This is a genomic window from Catenovulum agarivorans YM01 (assembly GCF_000281085.1).
GTDB classification, from domain to species: Bacteria; Pseudomonadota; Gammaproteobacteria; order Enterobacterales; family Alteromonadaceae; genus Catenovulum; species Catenovulum agarivorans.
In genome coordinates, this window is record NZ_JH767524.1 from 272,433 (window position 1) to 295,110 (window position 22,678).

General features: G+C 40.1%; 21 protein-coding genes. 1 reads left to right on the forward strand and 20 read right to left on the reverse strand.

Annotated features, from left to right (window positions below):
- The coding region (locus WSC_RS22125; RefSeq protein ID WP_040394052.1) for a hypothetical protein at positions 1-311 on the forward strand (311 nt) is incomplete at its 5' end.
- On the opposite strand, the gene WSC_RS0107260 is transcribed toward WSC_RS22125, so the two are convergent.
- The 20 genes from WSC_RS0107260 to WSC_RS0107355 form a co-directional block, all read right to left on the reverse strand.
- Entirely contained in the window at positions 308-2,779 is a 2,472-nt protein-coding gene (locus WSC_RS0107260) for a tetratricopeptide repeat protein (RefSeq protein WP_016955256.1), read from the reverse strand. The genes WSC_RS22125 and WSC_RS0107260 overlap by 4 nt on opposite strands.
- A gap of 29 nt (positions 2,780-2,808) precedes the next feature.
- On the reverse strand, positions 2,809-5,040 hold the full coding sequence (locus WSC_RS0107265) for a DUF3857 domain-containing transglutaminase family protein (protein WP_016955257.1): 2,232 nt from the start codon (positions 5,038-5,040) through the stop codon (positions 2,809-2,811).
- Between the two features lie 87 nt (positions 5,041-5,127).
- The gene (locus tag WSC_RS0107270; protein ID WP_016955258.1) at positions 5,128-5,961 is read right to left on the reverse strand and encodes a thymidylate synthase; all 834 of its coding nucleotides are present in this window, start codon (positions 5,959-5,961) and stop codon (positions 5,128-5,130) included.
- A complete protein-coding gene (gene lgt, locus WSC_RS0107275; RefSeq protein WP_016955259.1) occupies positions 5,958-6,773 on the reverse strand; it encodes a prolipoprotein diacylglyceryl transferase in 816 nt (271 codons plus the stop codon). Before lgt ends, WSC_RS0107270 begins: the two co-directional genes overlap by 4 nt.
- An 18-nt stretch (positions 6,774-6,791) precedes the next feature.
- Positions 6,792-7,595, reverse strand: coding sequence for a sulfite exporter TauE/SafE family protein (locus WSC_RS0107280; RefSeq protein ID WP_016955260.1), 804 nt, complete (start codon positions 7,593-7,595; stop codon positions 6,792-6,794).
- Between the two features lie 40 nt (positions 7,596-7,635).
- A complete protein-coding gene (gene ptsP / locus WSC_RS0107285) occupies positions 7,636-9,906 on the reverse strand; it encodes a phosphoenolpyruvate--protein phosphotransferase (RefSeq protein ID WP_016955261.1) in 2,271 nt (756 codons plus the stop codon).
- Positions 9,900-10,424, reverse strand: a complete 525-nt coding sequence (rppH, locus tag WSC_RS0107290) for an RNA pyrophosphohydrolase (protein ID WP_016955262.1) — start codon at positions 10,422-10,424, stop codon at positions 9,900-9,902. The genes ptsP and rppH overlap by 7 nt, the downstream gene beginning before the upstream one ends.
- Before the next feature lie 127 nt (positions 10,425-10,551).
- Positions 10,552-12,084 (reverse strand): response regulator, encoded by a 1,533-nt coding sequence (locus tag WSC_RS0107295; protein WP_016955263.1) that lies wholly within the window; start codon positions 12,082-12,084, stop codon positions 10,552-10,554.
- Between the two features lie 57 nt (positions 12,085-12,141).
- A complete protein-coding gene (locus WSC_RS0107300; RefSeq protein ID WP_016955264.1) occupies positions 12,142-12,651 on the reverse strand; it encodes a type IV pili methyl-accepting chemotaxis transducer N-terminal domain-containing protein in 510 nt (169 codons plus the stop codon).
- A 102-nt stretch (positions 12,652-12,753) separates the two neighbouring features.
- Complete coding sequence (locus WSC_RS0107305) at positions 12,754-13,140, reverse strand: MerC domain-containing protein (RefSeq protein ID WP_016955265.1); 387 nt, start codon at positions 13,138-13,140, stop codon at positions 12,754-12,756.
- Positions 13,141-13,304: 164 nt separating this feature from the next.
- Complete coding sequence (rplI, locus tag WSC_RS0107310; protein ID WP_016955266.1) at positions 13,305-13,757, reverse strand: 50S ribosomal protein L9; 453 nt, start codon at positions 13,755-13,757, stop codon at positions 13,305-13,307.
- Between the two features lie 29 nt (positions 13,758-13,786).
- Entirely contained in the window at positions 13,787-14,014 is a 228-nt protein-coding gene (gene rpsR, locus WSC_RS0107315) for a 30S ribosomal protein S18 (RefSeq protein WP_016955267.1), read from the reverse strand.
- 10 nt (positions 14,015-14,024) lie between these two features.
- Positions 14,025-14,333, reverse strand: a complete 309-nt coding sequence (gene priB / locus WSC_RS0107320) for a primosomal replication protein N (RefSeq protein WP_016955268.1) — start codon at positions 14,331-14,333, stop codon at positions 14,025-14,027.
- A 2-nt stretch (positions 14,334-14,335) separates the two neighbouring features.
- Entirely contained in the window at positions 14,336-14,713 is a 378-nt protein-coding gene (gene rpsF, locus WSC_RS0107325) for a 30S ribosomal protein S6 (RefSeq protein WP_016955269.1), read from the reverse strand.
- A gap of 169 nt (positions 14,714-14,882) precedes the next feature.
- Positions 14,883-15,200: a peptidylprolyl isomerase gene (locus WSC_RS0107330; protein ID WP_016955270.1), complete on the reverse strand. Its 318-nt coding sequence runs from the start codon at positions 15,198-15,200 to the stop codon at positions 14,883-14,885.
- A gap of 283 nt (positions 15,201-15,483) precedes the next feature.
- The gene (locus WSC_RS0107335) at positions 15,484-16,245 is read right to left on the reverse strand and encodes a tetratricopeptide repeat protein (protein WP_016955271.1); all 762 of its coding nucleotides are present in this window, start codon (positions 16,243-16,245) and stop codon (positions 15,484-15,486) included.
- Positions 16,246-16,435: 190 nt separating this feature from the next.
- Entirely contained in the window at positions 16,436-17,731 is a 1,296-nt protein-coding gene (locus WSC_RS0107340) for an adenylosuccinate synthase (protein ID WP_016955272.1), read from the reverse strand.
- Between the two features lie 99 nt (positions 17,732-17,830).
- Entirely contained in the window at positions 17,831-18,013 is a 183-nt protein-coding gene (locus WSC_RS0107345) for a DUF2065 domain-containing protein (RefSeq protein ID WP_016955273.1), read from the reverse strand.
- 51 nt (positions 18,014-18,064) lie between these two features.
- The gene (locus tag WSC_RS24020; RefSeq protein WP_016955274.1) at positions 18,065-20,812 is read right to left on the reverse strand and encodes a hypothetical protein; all 2,748 of its coding nucleotides are present in this window, start codon (positions 20,810-20,812) and stop codon (positions 18,065-18,067) included.
- Positions 20,813-21,005: 193 nt separating this feature from the next.
- On the reverse strand, positions 21,006-22,631 hold the full coding sequence (locus WSC_RS0107355) for a B12-binding domain-containing radical SAM protein (protein ID WP_016955275.1): 1,626 nt from the start codon (positions 22,629-22,631) through the stop codon (positions 21,006-21,008).
- Positions 22,632-22,678: the final 47 nt, after the last annotated feature.

Sequence of the window (22,678 nt, forward strand, 5' to 3'; positions counted from 1 at the left end):
AGACATGGGATCAATCTAACTTGGTCGGTTATATCAAAATGCTCAGATTAAACTTTTTCTCAAATCACAATTCAGTTAATCCAGACAAATCTATGTGTTTAACTGTACCTGTATATTTTAATTGGCAACTAAAAGCAGGCGACTATGTCAGTGTTGATTGTATTATGAATAAAACTTGTCATGGTGTAGTCAAGAAAATTTGCCAAGACAATAACAAGTTAACTTTTGTGCAGGTACAGTGCCGCCAGTCGCAGCACTGTGTTGGATGGTTTTTATTAAAAAAAGTCAAAAAACAATATTGGTTGTTTTAACTTTGTTGAGCTAACCAATCTTGCAAGCTAGCTACTTTGTTTTCGACTAGTTTTTGATCTAATTTTTTCGATAATTGAGTAAATTCATCTAACTGGGCTTCAGACATTTCATAACCATTGTTTTTGGCAATTGTCATCCAGGCTAACGCATCTAACTCAGATGCTTTCACCACTATGCCTCTGGCATACCAAAGTGCTAGTTCATATTGAGCATCAGCCTCTTGCGCTTTCACTGCTGTATATAAATAATCCAAGGCTTTTTGTTCATTTACTTCTACCCCTAAACCTCGGCGATAGACTTGCGCCAAACTAATATAACCATAAAAACCACCCGCTTTGACTGAAGCTTCATATAGCTCTAATGCGCGCTGATAGTCTTTTTTAACACCTTGACCATTTTCGTATAAATCACCTAAGTTGTTCAGCGCAATAGGAACACCTTGCACTGCGGCTTGGCTATACCAGTATGCGGCTTCTTGGTAATCAACCGGCGAGCTAATAAAATGGTAATAAATGCCTAAAAAACTTTGTGCTAAAGCATGGCGTTTGTGCGCAGCGGTAAAAACGTGTTTTATCCCTCTAACTTCATCTTTAGTTGCCCCTTCGCCATAAAATAAGCCCATACCATAAAAGTAATGAGCATCGCTATACCCTGCTTCCGCTGCCCGGCCAAACCAGTAAATTGATGAAGGTAAATCTTGGTTTAACAATTCACCATAATAATAAAGTTTACCTAGTTCATGCATAGCAGGCGCATATTCCAATTCAGCCGCTTTGGTGATGAGCTCCACCCTTTGCTGGGCATACGATTCACTATTCTCATCTAACACTTGCTCTGCAGCTAAGAACAAAGCGCGTGGATGCTCACCAGCTTTTTTTAACCAAGTGTTTGCGATAGCTAAATCCGCTTCAACACCTAATCCTTTTAAGTAGATATCCGCCAATAACACATATGCATCAATTACCTTTTGCGCTGCAGCTTTGTTGGCAAATATCAGCGCTTGCTGTTCATTTCGTTCGAGTACATCGCCGTTGAGGTATTCTTTTGCAACTTCGAGCTGAGCTTGTTTGTCACCCGCTTCAGCCAACTGTAACTTTTGTTGCCAGCTAACTTTTACTTCTTGTATTTTTGGGTGTTGAGCTAAGGCTTTAGCCCATAGATATGAGGTTTGTCGATAAGCTTTAGACTGTTCGGTTTGGCGTAAATATTTAATGCTTTTGTTGTAGTCTTTTTTAATCAACGCATTAATCGCAACTAAATAATTTAAATCACTTTGAGAACAAGAATCGGCAACCTCGTTAAGAATTCTGTGCTCTCTTAATTCGGTTGGATACTCTACATAAGACAATATACGTTTATTGTCAGGATAAACCGTTTTGCTGTAGTCAAAATTACCGGTTAACTCTAAAACATAATCCACCATCAAGGTGGTAAAAATATCTAGCGCTTGTGGCTGAACAATTTTCGACATTTCTTCAGCAATCGACTTCATCAATGGCTGATCGTTCGCCATCACAGCACCAATAAACTGCATTTTTAACCCTAATACATTGGAATATTCCAATTGCATAGTTTCACCCAATTCAATTGTTTGTTGGGCGTTATCCGACAAAATACTGTTTTCGGCTAATAACAAGGTACTCCAATAACTCGGACTGCTCTGCTGAACTTGATTGGCTAAATGAGCAGACAAAGGCAATAAACCTAGTCTTTGATATTGCACGGCCGAATATTGTTTATAGCCAGGGTTTTCTGGCTCTAATGCACTGGCTTTGGCTAAATGACCAGCTGATTGCTGAATAAACTCAGCATTATCATAAACACAACCTAACGACTCGGCTTTTTGGTTATAAGCTTCGGCCAATTGATACGCAAATTCAGCCAAGTTTGGTTCCATATTTTGTGCTATCGCAGCGGCAGCAATCGCAAGCTCGTGTTCACCTCGTTTAACTTTAACTTCCGACAAAGCTTTCCAGTTCATTGCAGAATATGGGTTTTGTTGCATTGATTGATACAACAAGTTTTCAAGCTTTTGTAAATAAGCCGGTTGATTCGCTTGTGCTTTTGCTTGGGTTTCTTGGGCGATTAAAAACTTAAGATACGCAGGTGAGATTAATTCGTTGTATAAAGATTTATCCAGTTGCTTGAATAACTTTTCTACTTGAGTCAAATCTGTCGCTTTGTTTACCAAAGCAAGACTAATTAAAACTCGGTAGTAATAAAATTGTGCACGCACATTGTTTGGCTCACGCTGATATAAATTCGCTAGATAAACCTCAGCTTGCTGCAAACTGCTGATATCTTGTTGGTCAATTAACCAAGCCTGATACAAGTTATAACCTTGGGAAAATAACTCAGATCCAGCTAAATTAGTTTGTTTATTGCTAGCGAATTTATTGCTGTTAGAGGTTGTACCACAAGCAACTAAAGCAGTTAATAACAGCCCTTGAATTATCAATCTTACCATAAAGAATTTCCTATTAATTTTGGCTGTTATTAAGGCTGATAACCAAGTTCTGCCGCTTTAGCAAACGACTGTTTCGACGCTTCGATTTGTGTAGCAAACCCTTGCGCCGTTGCCAGCACATACCAAGCTTCACCATTGTTATTGTCTAAATCAACCGCTTTTTTCGCAGGTACAATCGCGTCACTAAATTTACCTTGCTGCAATAATTTACGTGCTTCAACTAGATAGATTTGCACACTGTCGCTGCCAAACTGATCTTTGGTTTGTTGTTTAACAATTTGCTGCACTTTATTCGGCTCGGTGCGTAAACTGACTAACCAAGCATCCAAACGCGACATTTGTTGTACTTTGGCATAATAGTCTTGGTATTGTTGTGCATTGATATTGATGTCTTTATGGGTAAATTCAATTGAAACCACATAATCGTCACCTTGTTTTTCACCCGTTTGAATTAGGTCAAAATAGGCATTTTGCATAGATGGGCTTGATTGCACCAAACTCGCAACTTTTTCCGCGCCCCCAATAAATTTGGCATTCAACTTAAGTGTGTAGGCATATTTATCTATGTACGGATTCACCCGTTCTTCTGGTATAGGTAAATTATTAAAATCGGCAAACATACCTAACAATTGGTTTAAATTGGCGCCATGAATTGGATTTGGATCATCTTGTTTATCAAAGTTGAATTTGGCAGATAAGGTCACTGGCGTAAATAAGGCTTCGGTGTTTAATACTTTACCATCTAAATCAAACTCTAACCCTTGGCTGTATAAACCTTTAAAAAACTGTTGTGTCGCAGCATTTTGTTCAGAACTATGTTTATACCAACTGCGAATATGTTGCTCAAACATCCCTGAAAGTTCAATATCAACTTGCGCTTGGCTCGCACCTTGTTTATCAAGTTGGTAAACCATATTCAAAGTAGCTAAGTTTTCCGCAAAACCATCTTCGCCTATATCCAATAAACGACCACCTTGGCCATTAACAATTAATGCGTTTTGCCCAACCATAAAGTTGGACATACCCGGAAATAATCCTCTATCGCCGGTTGTATCTAACCATAATTCTTTATGACCATCTTGTGCTGGAATGTAAACTATCATGTGGTCAAATATCAATCTGACTAACTCAGTATCACTGTCGCCATTTCTCGGCGTTTCAACCAACGCAGGATAACTTTCTATGCCCAATTCACGTAACATAGCTACAGCCAAAACAGTTTGGTCTTTACAGTCACCATAGCCTGCTTTTATCACTTCATCTGGGTAATGAGGATCGTAACCACCTCGACCTAAGTGGGCAAAAACGTATCTGACTTTATCTTGTAAATGTTGATAAACAGCTTGTACTTTTTGCTGATAATTTGCGCCTTGCCCTAAGGCTAATTCAGCCACTGCAGCTTTAACATTAATACTTGCTGGTAGTTTGTCTGCAACCTTGTTCCAAGTCCATTCATCAACTACAGTCCAATCTTTTTGGGTGGAAATCATCATTTCAGGACGGACTTTATGCCCTCTTGGCATACGGCGCTCTACAACAATTTCTGGCACCTTGCTCATCTGCCAAGTGCGAGTTAACCATTCACCAGTTTGCTGATCAACAGACTGTTCAGGATGGTTCTGAAATGATTTGTGATAAATAGTTTTGTCGGCCAGCGTAGTAAAACTAAATTGATAGTTATGCACATAGTCAGCGCGCCAACTATCTTTTGCGACTTTTTCTTGAAACCAAAACGGCGTAGAACGCTCATTGTATAACTCAGCAAAAGCTAAATTGCGGCTTTTTTGCGTATATTGAAATTCAATCACGCTGCCTGCATGTACCTCAGGTAGAGAAAAAACCAACTCGCTGCTATCTGAATAAAAATCTTGCCCACCACCTGTGACACGGCGTTGCAATGCATCTTCAGCCAATGGGTTCAGTTTACCTTGCGGCGATAAACTATTGGCAAAATCTAAATTCATGTCTGAATAATAATGATTAAATGGAATAACAATACGGCCATAATCGCGTGCAGCGGCTAGGTCATTAATCCGAATTGAATAGTATGAAGTACGTTGCCAATGGCCATCCGCTTGTAACTTGGTTTGGCTAATAGAGTACAAAACTTCGGCAGAGGGAGCGGCTTGTTTAATAGAAACTTGTTCAGATAAAGCTGGTGCTAACCGAGCAATTGTCTGTTCGGCAGTTGCTTGTGATGCTCTGGCGAAAAAAACGCTAAATAACCCTATAAGTAAATAAACATAAACAGATTTTTTCATACTATCCTTATCCTGCAATCGTCCTGAGCTATAGCTTATAGCCAAAGTGTTAACTATAAGCATAGCACAAGGTTTTAATCCACTAAGCTAAACTGAAATCGGCGCTTTAATGTGTGGATGTGGGTCGTAACCAACCAACTCAAAGTCTTCAAACTTGAAGTCAAAAATAGACTTAACTTCAGGGTTAATTTTCATTTTTGGCAAAGCTCTTGGCTCGCGACTTAGTTGTAATTTAGTTTGCTCTAAATGATTTAAATATAAATGAGCATCACCCAAAGTATGCACAAAATCACCTAAACCTAAATCACACACTTGCGCTATCATCATAGTAAACAGAGCATAGCTGGCAATATTGAATGGAACACCGAGGAAAATGTCTGCACTGCGTTGATACAACTGGCAGCTCAACTTGCCATCAGCCACATAAAATTGAAATAGTGTATGGCAAGGTGGTAAAGCTTGTTTGCCGTTAGCGGCGTTTTCATCTGGTTTAACCCCAGCATCAGGTAATACTGCTGGATTCCATGCGCTGATAATTAAACGACGCGAATCTGGGTTATTTTTAATTTGTTCAATTAATTCGGCTAACTGATCTATGCTACCACCATCAGCTGTTGGCCAACTGCGCCATTGCGCGCCATATACTGGACCTAGTTCACCTTCTGCTGTTGCCCAATCATCCCAAATTTTTACCCCATTGTCGTTTAAATATTTAATGTTGGTATCACCATCAATAAACCACAATAATTCATGAATGATAGAGCGTAAATGACACTTTTTCGTGGTCACAAGCGGAAAACCTTCAGCTAGGTTAAAACGCATTTGATAACCGAACACGCTGATAGTGCCTGTGCCAGTTCTGTCTGCTTTAGTTGTGCCTGTATCTAATACATGCTGCATTAGGTCTAAATACTGTTTCATGCTTGTTTTACCTGCTGTTGTGAATTCTGTTTATGATAGCTCCAAATAATCAAAGCTAATCCGGCAATTATCATTGGCATTGATAATAACTGACCCATGGTTATCCATCCACCCATAAAGTCTTGCAAGTGTGCGTCCGGCTCACGGAAATATTCTATGATAAAACGGAAAGATCCGTAACCTAATGAGAATAAACCCGCAACTGCGCCAGCCGGCGGCGACATTTTGCGATATAGGTTTACCAAAATAAATAACACCAAACCTTCTAAGAAAAATTCGTATAACTGCGATGGATGACGAGCAACACCACCAGCATTTGGAAATACAATCGCCCAAGGCACATCGGTTTGTCTACCCCAAAGTTCAGCATTGATGAAGTTACCAATACGGCCTGCGCCTAAACCAATTGGCACCATAGGCGCGATAAAATCGGCCACCTGCACAAATTTAGTACCACTTTTATGCGCAAACCAAAACATAGCGGCAATCACACCTAAAAAGCCGCCGTGGAACGACATGCCACCAGTCCATATTTTAAAGAGATACGCTGGATCAGCCAAAAAAGTTTCAAATTGGTAGAAAAACACATATCCAATACGACCACCCAAAATCACCCCAATAAAACCATAAAAGAGTAAATCACTCAGTTGCTCTTTGCTCCAAAAACAGTCTGGGTCATTGACACGTTTATTGGCTAAATACATAGCACCAACGAAGCCAATTAAATACATAAGACCATACCAACGAAGTGCCAATGGGCCAATTTCTATGATCACAGGATCAATTTGTGGAAACTGCAAAAATTCTTGCACTGTGTTACTCCAAATAAATTAAAAACTAACAAACATCTTGATAGCAGACGCTGTTAACGCGAGCCCTAAACAACTGCGAATAACTCGCTCGGAAAAAAAGGTCGCCATTTTTGCCCCTAAAGGCGCAAAAACAACCGAAGTTGCAATAATGCCAAAAAATGCTGGTAAATAAATATAACCAATAGTGTAAGGTGGCATATCTGTTTCGTTTGCACCGGCAATAATGTAACTAAACGAACCAAATACAGCTATTAGTAAGCCACAAGTTGCAGAAGTTCCCACAGCTCGGCGAGCTTCTAAACCAAGCCAAATAAGTGCTGGCCCTAACATAGTGCCACCACCAATTCCGACCAAACTTGAGATTAACCCAGTAATAAAACCAATTAATGACAACCAAGAACGGCTATGACCATAATCAGCAACCGGCCTAACATAACGCTTACCAAAGGTGACATAAATAGCTAACGCGGCGCAAAATACCCCAAAGATGACAGAAAGACCTGAATTGTCCATTTGTGAGCCAAGTGTTGCCCCTAACATAGCGCCAAACATTAAACCCGGAAACAAACTAAATACCGCAGGCCAAACCACATTATTGTTTTTTCGATGGGAATAAGTTGAAGAGATAGCGGTAAACACAATAGTTGCTAACGAAGTACCAACAGCGATAACCATAACTTTATCAGCTTGAATACCAACCCAAGGCAATACAACAGATAATAAAGGTACGACAACTAAACCACCGCCAATACCTAAAAAACCAGCCAAGATCCCGGCTATTACGCCCGTCACCAGAAATATGGCCGCAAACATGAACTCCATTAGTTAAAACTCCACGCGCACTATTTTTTGCTCATTATGACTATTTACCGGCGCGGATGAAACCACCTAAGCCAAGTTGATCTAATTTTTCGCTGACAACTCGCTTGATGGCTTGAGGATCGGTTAAAAAGGCGATTTTATGCTGTAAATCTTGAATATCTGACAGGCTAATATGGCGCAAAATCCATTTAGCTTTTAATAAATTTTGTGCACTCATACTAAACTGACGATAACCTAATGACATTAAAATAAGCAAACCTACAGGTTCACCAGCCATTTCGCCACATACACTAACGGGCGTTTTGAATTTATTACATTGCGCAGCAATAAACTTTAGTGCTTCCAATACACCAGGGTGATAATAAGTGTATAGATTAGCAACTCGCGCATTATTTCTATCAACGGCTAATAAATATTGGGTTAAATCGTTACTACCGACAGAGAAGAAATCTACTTTTTCCGACAATAAACCTATTTGGTAAATAGCAGCTGGTACTTCTAACATCACACCCACTTTGGGTTTAGCTAAACTTTGTTGTAACTCTTCTTCTAGTTCTGAATGTGCTTGTTTTATTAAACGTAAACATTCATCCACTTCTTGCACTGAGGTGATCATAGGCAATAATATTTGTAAATTGCCACGACCAATATTGGCTTTAAGCATAGCCCTAACTTGCACAAGCAATATTTCAGGGTGATCTAGCGTCATACGAATGCCGCGCCAACCTAAAAATGGATTATCTTCTTTAATTGGGAAATAAGGTAAAGGTTTATCGCCACCAACATCCAATGTCCGCATGTTAATTGGTTTGCCCGGATAAGCATCTAGAGCTTTTTGGTAAAGCGCGCACTGTTCAGATTCTGACGGGAAACAATTGCGCACCATAAACGGAATTTCCGTGCGGTATAACCCTATACCGTCAGCATCTATGCCACGCACTACTTCAAAATCGGCGGCTAAACCTGTATTAATTGCTAAAGAAACTTGTGTGCCATCTAAAGTCTGCGCGGGTTTATCGGCAATGCTTTGAACTAAGTCATCAAGCTCTTGCTCTTCAACCATTAATACTTGATATTCTTTTAAAATCACAACATCAGGGTTGAAAAACACTTGGCCGCTATAACCATCTATTATGGTCTCACGTCCTTCTAAATGGGTTAAAGGTAAATCTTCTAAACCTAGTATCGCAGGTATCCCAAGTGCACGCGCTAAAATCGCTGCATGTGAATTATTTGAACCACGGACAGAGCAAATACCATGTAATTTTTCGCGCGGAATTTCCGCTAGCATGGATGCAGTCACTTCTTCGGCGACTAAAATAACTTGTTCAGGAAGCGGCCTATGTGCCAATTCTTTTTTGATAATATTGGTCAATACACGCTGGCCAATATCTCGGATATCCGTGACACGCTCACGAATATAGCTGTCTTCCATTTGGCTAAATTCGCTACACAATTCTTCAATAACGATTTTGAGTGCGGTTGCCGCATTCCAGCCACTATGAATTTGTCCTTGAACACGCTCACCTAAAGTATCGTCATTGAGCATGTAATGGTAAACATCGAAGATAGCCGAGGTATCACTGGGTAATATCGATGACATTTTGCCAGATAAAATTTTCAGCTCTTGCTGGGTTTTTTTCACAGCTTGTTTAAAACGAACAATTTCGCGACCAATGTTATGCGTGCGTCGTGGCACAATATCGGCAAAACTAACATGAGGTTTAATCACATACGCATGACCTAGCGCAATACCGGACGAGCCAGCAACCCCTTTCAGCGAGCGGGCGCGGGATTTTAACGCAGGATTTTCAGCTCTATCTAACGCTTCGCGTGCTTCTGCATGTGCAATTGCAGAACCAAGTTGTGCAGCCAAAGTAACCAAAAAGGCCACTTTGCTCTCGTCAAAATAACTTTGGGTGGAATGCTGTACACTGATAACCCCAACAACTTGGCGCTGATGAATAATAGGCGCACCCAAAAATGAGTTGTAGGCGTCTTCTTTAACTTGCGGTGTGATTAAAAATCTAGGGTGGAATCTTGCATTAGCAACGTTTACTGGCTCTTCTTTTTCGCCAACTAAACCAACTAATCCTTCGTCAAAACCAATGGCGACTGAACCAACAGAGTTGGGCGATAAACCATCGGTTGCCATTAATAAATAATGGCGGTTTTCATTATCAGCCAGATAAATTGAACAACACTCAGTTTGCATTGCTTGTTTTGCAAGTTGTGCAACGCGCTCCAGTGCTTTTTCAAGCACCGGCTGGCGATTAACTTCATCAACAATGCGTTTGAGCGTTGTTAACATCTGCGATTAAATCTCCGTTTTTTATTATCTTTTTGCTGTTTACGACTTGGCATAGCAATTGGTGCAAACTCTTTCATCACTTTGCGATAAACATCGCGTTTGAAAGAAACCACTTGGCGAACTGGATACCAGTAACTGACCCAACGCCATTCATCAAACTCAGGGTGTGTTGAACGTAATAAATTCACTTCACTCTCTGGGCATCTTAACCTTAACAAAAACCACTTTTGTTTTTGACCGATGCACACAGGGCTAGAATCTTTACGAATGAGCCGTTTCGGTAATCTGTACTTATGCCAATTACGGGTAAAATACAAAATTTCAACATCTTGTTCGCGCAATCCCACTTCTTCATACAGTTCGCGATACATGGTTTGTTCTGGGCTTTCGCCTTTATCCATACCGCCTTGTGGAAACTGCCACGAGTGTTGACCGAAGCGTCTGGCCCAAAACACCTGACCTTGCCGGTTGCAAATTACTATGCCGATATTGGCACGATAGCCATCGGCATCAATCACAATCTTACTCACATATTCTTAATTTTTATATCACTTGATTCTTTCACAAACTTGTCACATGAGCAAACAAACTCATTTAGTTTTGCCGCTATTTTGTAATTTTTTTAGTTAATCTCTTCACTTGTGGTCAATTAAAAAACCGCGCGAGCACTTTAGCTAGTTTATCCGGCTGAATAGGTTTACTAATAAAGCCATTCATTCCAACATCAAAACAGAGTTTTTCATCCGTTCTGTAGGTATGTGCGGTTAATGCAACTATCGGCACTTGGCTGCCAGACTCTCTAATTTTGCGTGTCGCTTCAATGCCATCAAGTATCGGCATTTGTATGTCCATAAATATAAGATCAAAGTTCATTTTAAAAGCCGTATCTGTTGCGACTAATCCGTTTGCCGCAACTTGCACATCCAAATTATAGTTTTCTAACATACTGGTGATGACTTCTTGGTTTATTTCATTGTCCTCAGCGACTAAAACTCGTTTCCCTGGCCAAGTATTACGTATGGTCGCGATTGGCATTTTTTCAACTAAATGTTGTAGCAATTGCTCAACATTGACAAATCGAGGTAAATACGGAAATTTTGCTTGATACAAACCAGCATTAAACTGTATTTTTTGCCCTTTCACCTGACTTAACTGCGCATCTGCATCAAAATTACTCGAATCAACCAACACAACTGAATAATTATCCTGTAAAGATAATTCGGCTGCATTGGCATAACTTGCTAAATTGGCATGTAAACAACTAAAAACTGACTGATAATAATGAATAAATAGCGGATCTTGGCTAATAACTGCATAAGACATTTTGCCGACCATCTGAATCTGACTAGCTGATGGCAAATAGTCAGGACACCTTTGCGCTAGAGGGATAGTGATGTGCACATTTGTACCTTGCCCCAGACGGCTACTAATCTCTATATGTGCATTGAGTAACTCTACCGCTCTATTAACAATGAGTAGGCCAATACCTATACTGTTATCCGCCGCTTTAAAGCCTTTTTTTACTATGTTGTGCTGTTTAATTGCCTTAAGCTGAGCTTCGCTTATGCCAATACCACTGTCATGAATTTGTGCAACAAGTTCGTTGTCTTCTTCAACATATCCTAAATGCAGTTGCACGCTGCCAACTTCAGTATAATTCACAGCATTGGCAATTAATGGCTCAAATATATTACGCAACACCTTTTCGTCTGTGTACAGCTTTGTAGGTACAGCAGGCGCAATGCTTAAATTAAACTGAATATCTTTAGCTTCCGCAACTTGCCTATAGTTATTATGTAATTCAGACAAAAATTCATTTAGAAGTAACGGAGCCAATTCAACTTTAACTTTACTGTGGGTCAATTCTGCGTAATTTGATATGCCGTCAATAATAGTCAACATGTGGCTAGACGAAGTTTTTGCTTTTTGCACAAGCATTTTAGCTTCGTTAGGCTGACGCTCAATAAGCGCTAACATACCATCCACACCGTTTAAACCACCACGCAAAGCTTGTGTAGCACGAATGAGCAGCTCAGACTTTAGCCTATTTGCATACTCAATTTTCTGTAAAGCTTTATTATTGGTTTCGCTATTTAAATAACCACCATGCAAGGCTAACTGCACCCTCTTTTCTAACGGTTTAATACCTTTGCGTATGCACAACCACAAACACAGCATAAAACCTAACAAATAAATTAATAAGGAGAATTTAATTTCAGAAGCGCGACTTTGCGCTTACTGCTCGATAAGACTGACGGCCAACTCTAAATTGGTCAATAACTCAGAGTGAACTTGCTTCAACTGCAAAAAATCAACCTTGCTTTCGGCATTTTTAACTTTCTCTAATAAACTAAAATATCTATGTACTAACGCACTAATTCCTGAGCGACTGTCAAAATATAGTTTTTCGACTATCGGCGCATAATGACGATCAAACAAGTTAAATGAGTTAGGTTGAATAAGTATGTTGAGTGCGGCGTCAAAGGCTGTTTGCACTTCGGACAATGCTTGCAAGTCCGCCTGCGCTAAAGTTTGGAATGACGATTGTAATGCGTAAGATTGAATTTGCTGGGATAACATGCGCTGACGACCAGCTAGGTTCAAGTAATATGCATATTCGTCTTGTTTATCCATTAAAACAAAAATATACATTTGCCCAACAAGGGTATAAATAAAAGCGATTAATAAAAACAGCCAATGCAGCTTTTTAAGCTTTTGAAGAAGATGTTTGTAGTTTTGACTCAACTAAATTAACCATAAAGCAATCCATATCTATGTAATTTAGTTTAGGCAAAGGTATTTGATTATTCGAGTAAAAAAGTGAGTTTTTTTATTTGTACTAAATTGTTAGCAAGACTGACAACTGCGACACAAGCGTATATTCAAAATATGTGCAAAGATAATTAACACTGCACCAATTGTAACTATAACAGGCTCGTATGTTTCACCTAATAAATCTTTACTAGCGTAAACAAAACCACCAAGCGCAAGTGAATAGAAAGGATAGAGTTTTCTGTGATAACGATGAAAACCACTGAATATTGCGATGAATCCGACAACCATAGAGGCAACTAAAACAAAGTGCTCGAACGCTTCTTCAGCAACAACACTTAAACCTAATAATGGTAAAACCGGCAGTAATACAGGTAAAAATATGCAATGCAAAGCGCACAAAGATGTTGCGGTAACACCTAACTTGTCTAACCAATTGTTGCGATTTAAATCTGATTGCATAACACTTCAACCTAATTAAGAGGTGTGACAATATAACATAGCATCAAATGTAATGCTATAACATCTAGCCGCTCAAATTAAATTTTTCTGACGCTAGATGTAGAAACACCGCTCAGCAAAGCGGTGTTCCTGGGGTCTTGAATCTTTGGGTACGTTATCAGGCTTTAAGCTTCAGCAATAACTTCAAGCTTGATAGTAGTAGTTACGTCAGCGTGTAGTTGTAAATCGATGTCGAATTCACCAACTTCACGTAAAGTGCCGTTAGGTAATTTAACTTCAGATTTTGCAACTGCAACACCAGCAGCGGTGATTGCATCAGCAATGTCACGAGTACCGATAGAACCGAATAACTTGCCTTCGTCACCCGCTTTAGAAGCGATAGTTACAGAGCCAAGTTCAGCTACTTTCTCAGCACGAGCTTGAGCTGCAGCTAAAACGTCAGCTAATTTAGCTTCTAACTCTGCGCGTTGTTGCTCAAAGTGTTCAACGTTTGCTTTAGTTGCAGGAACTGCTTTACCTTGTGGGAAAAGGAAGTTACGTGCGTAACCAGCTTTTACAGAAACTTGATCACCTAAAGTGCCCAAGTTTGCAATTTTGTCGAGAAGAATGATATCCATCTTGCTACCTTTAAATTTTAACTTGGGAATTAAGCGTGTAAATCAGTGTATGGCAACAATGACAAATAGCGAGCACGCTTGATTGCACGCGCTAATTGACGTTGATATTTCGCACTTGTACCTGTGATACGGCTAGGTACGATTTTGCCACTTTCAGTGATGTAGTTTTTTAATGTAGCGATATCTTTATAATCGATTTCGCTTACGCCGTCTGCCGTGAAACGACAAAACTTGCGACGTCTGAAATAACGAGCCATTGGCTTTCTCCTAATCTAATTTTTCTATCATCTGAGCATGCAGTACAAGTTGGGCTAAGCCGTTGGCAGTTTCTTGCCTTTGGATAAATCCAGTTACTCTTACCAAATGTCCAGACTGTAAAATTTGAGTTTGTTGCTGTATTGCTTGTCCGCTGGCAATGACCTTTATTCGACACCAAACTTTGCGTGGCATGTCCGCTTCGTACTGTTGTGAACTATGTTCAACAACAAAATAACAATGCGGTATTCCAGCTGGGCTTGTTTTACGAACTGGCTCTTGCGTCAGTCGACCTGCAATAATCAGTTGATTATCAAACACGCTTATTCAGCGGCTTCTTCTTCAACCTTTTCAGCTCTTTCGCTACGACCACGACCGCTTTCTTCTTTCTTAGCCATTGGAGATGGCTCAGTTACAGCGGCTTTTGTGCGCATAATGATGTTACGTAATACTGCATCGTTAAAACGGAAAGCCGTTTCTAACTCTTCGATTGCAGCAGTAGGCGCTTCAACATTTAATAACACATAGTGTGCCTTATGTAGCTTTTCGATTGGATAAGCTAATTGACGACGACCCCAGTCTTCCAAACGATCAATTTTACCACCAGCTGATTCGATGATACCTTGGTAACGCTCGATCATGCCAGCAACTTGCTCGCTTTGGTCCGGGTGAACCATAAATACGATTTCGTAATGACGCATAATTGCTCCTTACGGTTAGTTAGCCCCGAGAACAGCTCAGTCAAACTGTCTATGGAGGCAAGGAACGTGAATTTTGACTGATAAGAGGGCGCGGATTTTACGCGACAATTGGTTATTTGACAAGCAATTTATCGCGTAGGCTAGCAGCTAGATTGAGCTTAACTTTGAGTTAGTTTTTTAGGTAATGAACTTTAATTAAATGATAACCAAATTTGGTTTTAACCGGTCCTACAACTTCTCCCGGTTTTGCTGCAAAAACGGCCGCGTCAAAGGCTGCAACCATAGTTCCACGACGAAACTCGCCTAAGTCACCACCTTTTTTGCCACTTGGACAATTTGAGTACTGGCGCGCTAAGCGGCCAAAGTCGACACCTTTGTCTAACTGCTTTTGTATTTCGGCAATTTTGTCTGGATTACGGGTCAGAATGTGTTGTGCCGATGCAACATTAAATTTGCCAGAACGTTTTTTACCTGCGTAAACAACCATTTGTTTTTTCCACTTCGATAGATGAGCAATCATGCCTAAAATTCAACACTAGAGTTTCATGCAACCAAGAGCACTAAAGCATAATTTTCGCAAAACCGCTGTGAATACAATCCCTGTACGCTTCGCTTTTTCATCCATGAAAAAGAAATTTTGCTCTAAATTATCGCTTTAGTACTCTCTGAGTCAAATTCTAAAAGACGGCTAATTTAAAAAAATCTAGCTCGAATGAACTCCAAGCTGAAAGCCATAACGGGAGACTATTTTTCCTGCAAGTATTCTCTCATTAGTTATGTAGTTTTTTCAAAGATTGTTTTGCTGTCTGATTTCCTTGGTTGGCGGCCATTTCAAACCAATATTGTGCTTTATCCAAGTTTTGATCTATCCCCTCACCGTCTCGATACATCTCAGCCAGATTCACTTGCGCAAAACTATGGCCCATCTCAGCAGCTTTAGTGAATAACTCAAAAGCTTTTTCGAAATCTTGTACACCACCTTCACCACGGTAGTAGTCAACCGCTAGTGCATTGAGTTTCTGCGCATTTTGTTGCTGGCGCTGCTTGCGTTTAGAGCCTTTGGGTAAAACAACAATGCCGCCATATAAATGTCGATTATCAATTGGTCTATCTATGGTATAAAGCAGTTGTTGCTGAAAATACTTAGCAAGTTCAGTTCTTGGTAGCCAGAGCATTTGTGACGAAAAGTACTGTTCCAAAATTAACTTATCACCACGAATCGCTTTAATAATATGCCGCTGAGTTGAATAAGTGTAACGACTGCGGACAACACCAATGTTTTTAGGGGTGACTGCCTCAACTTTAAGCAAACCATATTTATAATGGTCATCTAGTAACTCTTCTGGCCAATAGATAGGTTGCAACAATGAAAAGTCAGTGTGGTAAAAATCGTTTATCTGTGGATGAGTTAACCGCTTGTGCGCTAACCCTTGCTTGAGATCCGAGCTATGCTTGTAGTAAGCCAAAGCAAGTATAATTACGCATAATCCAGCAACAATTCTAAGCAACGTTGTTCTATATTTTTTAGTCATAAGACCGCGCCTCCATTCCAGTCTAGCTATCCAAAGTTCTGGTTGATTAATAATCACTACACAAAAACAATTTTAATGATTAAAGACACATTTCCGGTGAAACCTTGGCCAATTATGAACTTTTAAGCAGTACAAACGAAAAAACCGGCCTAGGCCGGTTTTTAAAATGCTGCTTTTAGCTATGTACTATTTATGCAAATGGGTTTTGCAAAATCATAGTTTCGTTGCGGTCAGGACCGGTAGAAACAATATGAATTGGTACTTCTAAAATCTCTTCAATACGTTTGATGTAGTTACGCGCTGCTTGTGGCAACTTGTCGAACTCTGTTACACCATAAGTATTGTCGTCCCAACCTGGCATAGTTTCGTATACAGGCGTTACTTTTTCGTAGCCTTCTGCAGCCATAGGTGGAACATTGCTTACGTTACCATTTGCGTCTTGGTAACCAACACAAATTTTAATTTCTTTAAGGCCGTCTAATACATCTAACTTGGTCATACAGAAACCAGTGATAGAGTTAATTTGCACTGCGCGGCGCATCGCCACTGCATCAAACCAACCAGTACGACGTTTACGACCTGTAGTTGCACCAAACTCATGACCTTTAACACCTAAGTGTTGACCAACTTCACAATCAAGTTCTGTTGGGAACGGGCCTGAACCTACACGTGTAGTGTAAGCTTTAACAATGCCTAATACGTAATCTAAGTAACAAGGACCAAAACCACAACCAGTTGCAACACCACCAACTGTAGTATTAGAAGAAGTTACAAATGGGTATGTACCATGGTCAATGTCTAATAAAGTGCCTTGAGCACCTTCAAATAAAATTGATTCGCCGTTTTTACGAGCTTGATCTAATACTTCAGTTACATCAACTACCATTGAAGTTAATACTTCACGATATTGCATAGCCGCTGCTAATACGTCATCGTATGAAACAGCTTCTGCTTTGTAGTAGTTAACTAACGCAAAGTTGTGATATTCCATCACTTCTTTTAATTTGCTCGCGAACTGCTCAGGGCAGAATAAATCGCCAACACGTAAACCACGACGCGCAACTTTATCTTCGTACGCAGGGCCAATACCACGACCTGTTGTACCAATTTTGTTGTTACCACGTGCAGCTTCACGCGCCTGATCAAGCGCTACATGATATGGCAGAATTAACGGACAAGCTTCGCTGATCTTCAAACTTTCTTCTACTTTAACACCACGAGCTTTAAGCTCATTCATCTCTTTCAATAGAGCTTCTGGTGAAAGTACAACACCGTTACCGATAATACAGGTTACATTGTCGCGTAAAATACCTGATGGTATTAAATGCAATACGGTTTTTTCACCATCGATAATTAAAGTATGACCAGCGTTGTGACCACCTTGATATCGAACAACATAACTCGCTTTGTCTGTGAGTAGGTCTACAACCTTACCCTTACCTTCGTCACCCCATTGAGTGCCAAGAACAACTACGTTTTTACCCATAATTCTGTATCATTTCATAAAAGCAGGGCGCGGATTCTACCAATTTGCGCCAGTAAAATCATTAATAAAAGGGAATAAATTATAAGTTTAATTTAACCACTAATTTAGCCACAGAATAATAGTACCAATTAGTAACAAAAAACCACCAATTATACGCATTTGCTGTGCTGGCATTTGTGCCATTTGAATTAAATAGTTACGCCATTTATTCGGAAATAAAAATGGCCCTATGCCTTCAATTATTAACACTAACGCAATTAATTTTAACCAAGCAAATTCCATAAGCGCCCTTAGCAAAAAACTTTGGGCGCATTATCCTTTAATTGGCTAGATTTACCAAACTCGGCTTGAGCCTGAAGCAAAATTAAATTGCTGAAGTTCAGTCCAAATAAAATCTATCGTGCTTTGATGGTTATCATGCACTAGTTGATGAATGCTATCAGGTACAACAAAATCACTTGGTGCTTTTTGCTGATACATAGCCATATAAGTGACTAAACTTGCTAGATAGTAGATAGTTGCCCGACCATGCGGTGAGTTGTCTTCGTACAAATCATCCACCGGAATATCTTTTAGTGCAGTTTGGGTGAGTAATTTGGCAATGACAGGCCCAACCGGGATCATTTTGACATTTGCATCAGGGCGCGATTGCACGAGTTGATCGTGATAATCCAACCACCAACGATGGAAACCACCCGCTTGCTCATTTAACGTTTGTTGGTGATATTCAGCTAACCTTTGCTCTGATGGTGGGAAAGTACCGCCCATATCAGGCCAATTTTCATATATGTATACTTGAATGCCAGGTTCTTGTGTGCGCAACCAATCAACAATTTCTGTTGTCGCTGACAGCGGTGATTTTTGCTCTGGGTTATCACCATCATAGGGTTCACTTGCTGCTTTATATTGGGCAAAATTGGCTGCGGTTAATAACACAGTATTAAAATCTACATCTGCAAAAGTATCGCCTGTATCTTGATCCCACGCGCCCGGTACTTGGTCAAAACCCCATTGTGCATTGGGTGGCAAGTTGGCATGTTGCAGTAAAAAGCCATATTGACCACTGACGGAAAAACTATCACCTGAGTGTACAGCCATTTGGTGCATCCAATGCGGCACTGTCGTTTCGTCTGTTTCAGTTAAATGCAAAATTAAACTATGACCAAAAATATAGGTTTTTAAGTTTTTATCACCTGTTTGTGGCGGGTCGACCGGGTCTGGTGTTGGATCTACCGGATCTGGCGTAGGTTGCGGATCTGGCGTTGGCTCAGGTGTTGGTACAGGATCAGGCACTTGCTCAAAATCCGGTTGTTGATAGCTGTAAGTGCTACTCGCGGTTTGCAAAGCACGTAATTTAGGTGTTTGATTAATATCTTGGCCATAATATTCCATTGTCCCCCAAGCACCGAACTTGCTATCTGCAGGGCCTATATGACTAAAAGCCGCGAATATAGAGCCACCGGCGGCAAACCAAACTTTGTAGTATTCATCATAAATATTTTGCATAACTTGATGGCGTTGAAAATCAGCCAACTTAGTCATTAACACTTGGTCATCACAAAATTCTGCACCACATAAAAAGTGCTGACCGCCTTCATAAGCAATTAGCTCCATTTTGTATTGATTGGCCAGTTGTTTATGCTGCTCTATCCCACCTTTAACTTCATCCGAGTGAATTTGCTCGATAGCAAAATCTTCTAGCTCATCAAATGAAGAATTAACGATATAATCACGTGATACTTGGTCGGCTATATGAAAATCACCACCAAAATAAGGCGCTATCGCCAAGGCATCAAAACTTTGGTTATGTGGATTAATTGCTGGATCATTTAACGCTTGTAGTGACATTTCAGTACGCGCAGCCCATGAGCCTTGCCCTGCTAATACAGTGATCACTCGATGCGACTCGCCCCCAAACACTTGTTTAAAGGCATTAAAAATTTCTAATGAGCGTTTGGTTTGATAACGTCGTGATGAGGTTTCACCATCACACTCACCATTGTCTAGTTCAACTCTAGCAACAGAGTCAGCACAAGCGGTTTGGCTTAACCAATGGGTTTGTTCAAACAACCAATTCCACAGTTCGTTGGAATACTCCAAAATAACGTATTTATCATCGTCCAAGGTATCCAATACGATTTGTGCATAAGCTCGAATATAATCATCGTCAACTTTATGACCAAAAGTTAACCATGGATGCACATCTAAGTGATTGACCATTTGCATGAGTACTTGTGGTGGATGACCAGCAAAATGACTGCCATCACACACATTGCCTGGGCAATCATTGTTGGTGTAATAATTGATTGGTGTGATGTTTTCATCACTTTCCGCTGCATTTCCGTTGGTAAACATCATATCCATTAAACGCACAAACGAAACATCGGCTAAACTCGGTTTTAGCTCATCATTAAAGGCTTGTGTTTGATAACTAGCTAAGTCGTCTTCATGGATGATTTGTATAGCATGAATTGGATCCTTTATATCAGATTGGCTAATGCGTAAAATTTTATCTGCACCGACTTGGGTACCAAAATCGTAGACTCTATGACCATCAGCAGGTGTTTGCTGCAAACTTGCGCCTAAAATGTCGAACTCGCCCGAGCCTGCAAAAAATACATGGTACAAACCTGTGTTGTCACGGCTACCTGCACTAATAGGGGTTTCAACTCTTTGTAATTCATTGGTGCCATTTACTGCAAAAGGTACATGTGTTGGGTAACCATCAGCTCTTTTAGGTATTTGACTGAAATAAATATCGTTTTCCCAGCGAGTACCTGTGCTATCGGCGGTTTTCCACGGATCGGCCGCACGCATTAAATCTTTGTAATATTGACTGGCAGAATAATATACATCACCGCCTAAATTCATACCCATTAAAGATTTGCCAGCAAAAGCTGCAGCAAATTTACCTGCCCCAGCATCCACTGATGGTACAGTTGGATTATCAACCGGCGGATTGTCGCTTGGTGGGGTGTTTGGCTCTGGTTGTTGTGTTGTATCCTGCTCGTCAATTTCGACCGAAACTTTACAAGCTGTTAGTCCTAAGCATACTGCTAAAAATGCTGACCTGAGTTTCATTGTTTTTTCCTTTACCACTAATTGGAAGCTATTGTGTGTAATTCACCGCCATAAAATGTCTGGCGGCACAATAACTTTGGTAAAAAACAATGATTACAACAAGCTGTGATATAAGTTAATGCGAGCTAGCTCACATTAACTCTTCACTTGAAATATTTTTAGTTAACTAGCTCACACTTAATCTGTTCACACCCTAAACTTTATGCCTATGCTGACGCTGTAACAATTTAGACTGAGCAACTTGTTTGGCGGACTCAAGTTCATTAGCGACTGGCATAGACAAGGTTAAGGTTGAGAAATGGCTCTTTAACTTAGACGCAGCATAGTCTTGCTCAATAGCAGCAACGACCGCCTGGTGTTTTTCTGGAAATAACACCTCAGTTGCTTGAGCAAATAACTCATATAAACGTTTTAAGTTTATTTGATGCGTTTGCCCTGTTTGCTCAAATAACCAATTGGTTAGTGCCATAAATTCATCAAATGGATTCGAGTCCATTAATATAGGCAGCGCATGTTTAAAACGGCCAGAGTTGCCTATCATGTCCCAATAACGGGCAAATCGATTAACCAACTGCATAGTTGCAAAGTCAACTCGGTCGGTACTTAAAATATTAAATGGTGGCAATGGGCTAAAGCGCAAATCGAAGGTTTCAGTATGGCGAATAATCGGGCTACCTTTTAAGCGTTTTAAAATACCTAATTGAATTTCTTGTGGGTTACAAGCATACAGTTCATTAAAACTGTCTCGGAAGGATTCGAGCGTTTCGCCCGGCAAACCAAAAATTAAATCAGCATGAATATGTGCACTGGTATTTTCGCGCAACCACTTAAGGTTGTCTTTTGACTTATCATTGTTTTGTTTGCGACTAATATTAGCTTGCACTTGTGGTTCAAAAGTTTGAATACCCACTTCAAATTGCAAACTATCTTCAGGGAATTGCGCTAAAAATTCTTTTAACTTGCGCGGCAAATGATCAGGCACAACTTCAAAATGCAGATATAAATCATCCGTCATTCTATCCAAGAAAAACTGCATAATTTTAATTGAAGTATTGATGTTCAGATTAAAAGTTCGGTCAATAAACTTAAAATTACGCGCGCCACGTTGATAGAGAATATCCATTTGTTCAAGGAAAATGTCTAACTCAAAAGGATTGGATGCAGTGTCTAATGACGATAAACAAAACTCACACTTAAATGGGCAACCGCGTGAAGCTTCGACATACAACAAACGATTTTTTAAATCTTCATCTGTGTAGTATTGATAAGGCAATTGCAAATCAGCTAACGCAACAGGTTTAGATTTAAGCACTTTTTGTTCTGGCTCATTGTTATTAATAATGTCTAAACACAATTGATAAAAACTGATATCTGCCGCCCCCGTCAAAACATAATCAGCTGATTGAGCAATCACTTGCTGCTCTGTTTCATAGCTCACTTCAGGGCCACCTAACACCACTTTTACTTCTGGCGCGATAACTTTAAGCAGGCTCACCACATTAGTGGTTTCAACTATGTTCCAAATATAAACACCAAAACCGACTATGTTAGGTTTAGCCGCTAAAATTTGTTCAACAATATCTATAGGTCTGGTTTGAATAACAAACTCTTGAATTTCGGTATTTGGCTGCAGCTCTTGCATATTGGCGTACAAATAACGCAAACCTAAACTTGCATGGATATATTTAGCGTTAATGGTCGCTAAAATAATCTTAGTTTGACTAGGCTGATTGGCTTCAGCTAGAGGACTAGCTTGGTTGCTATCGGCTAAATTTATTTGGCTAATAGCCATTGCTGAGTCGGCGGCTTGCTCGGTCATATCTGTTCTTAACTACACAAAAATCAGCGCGCATTTTAGCCTAAATC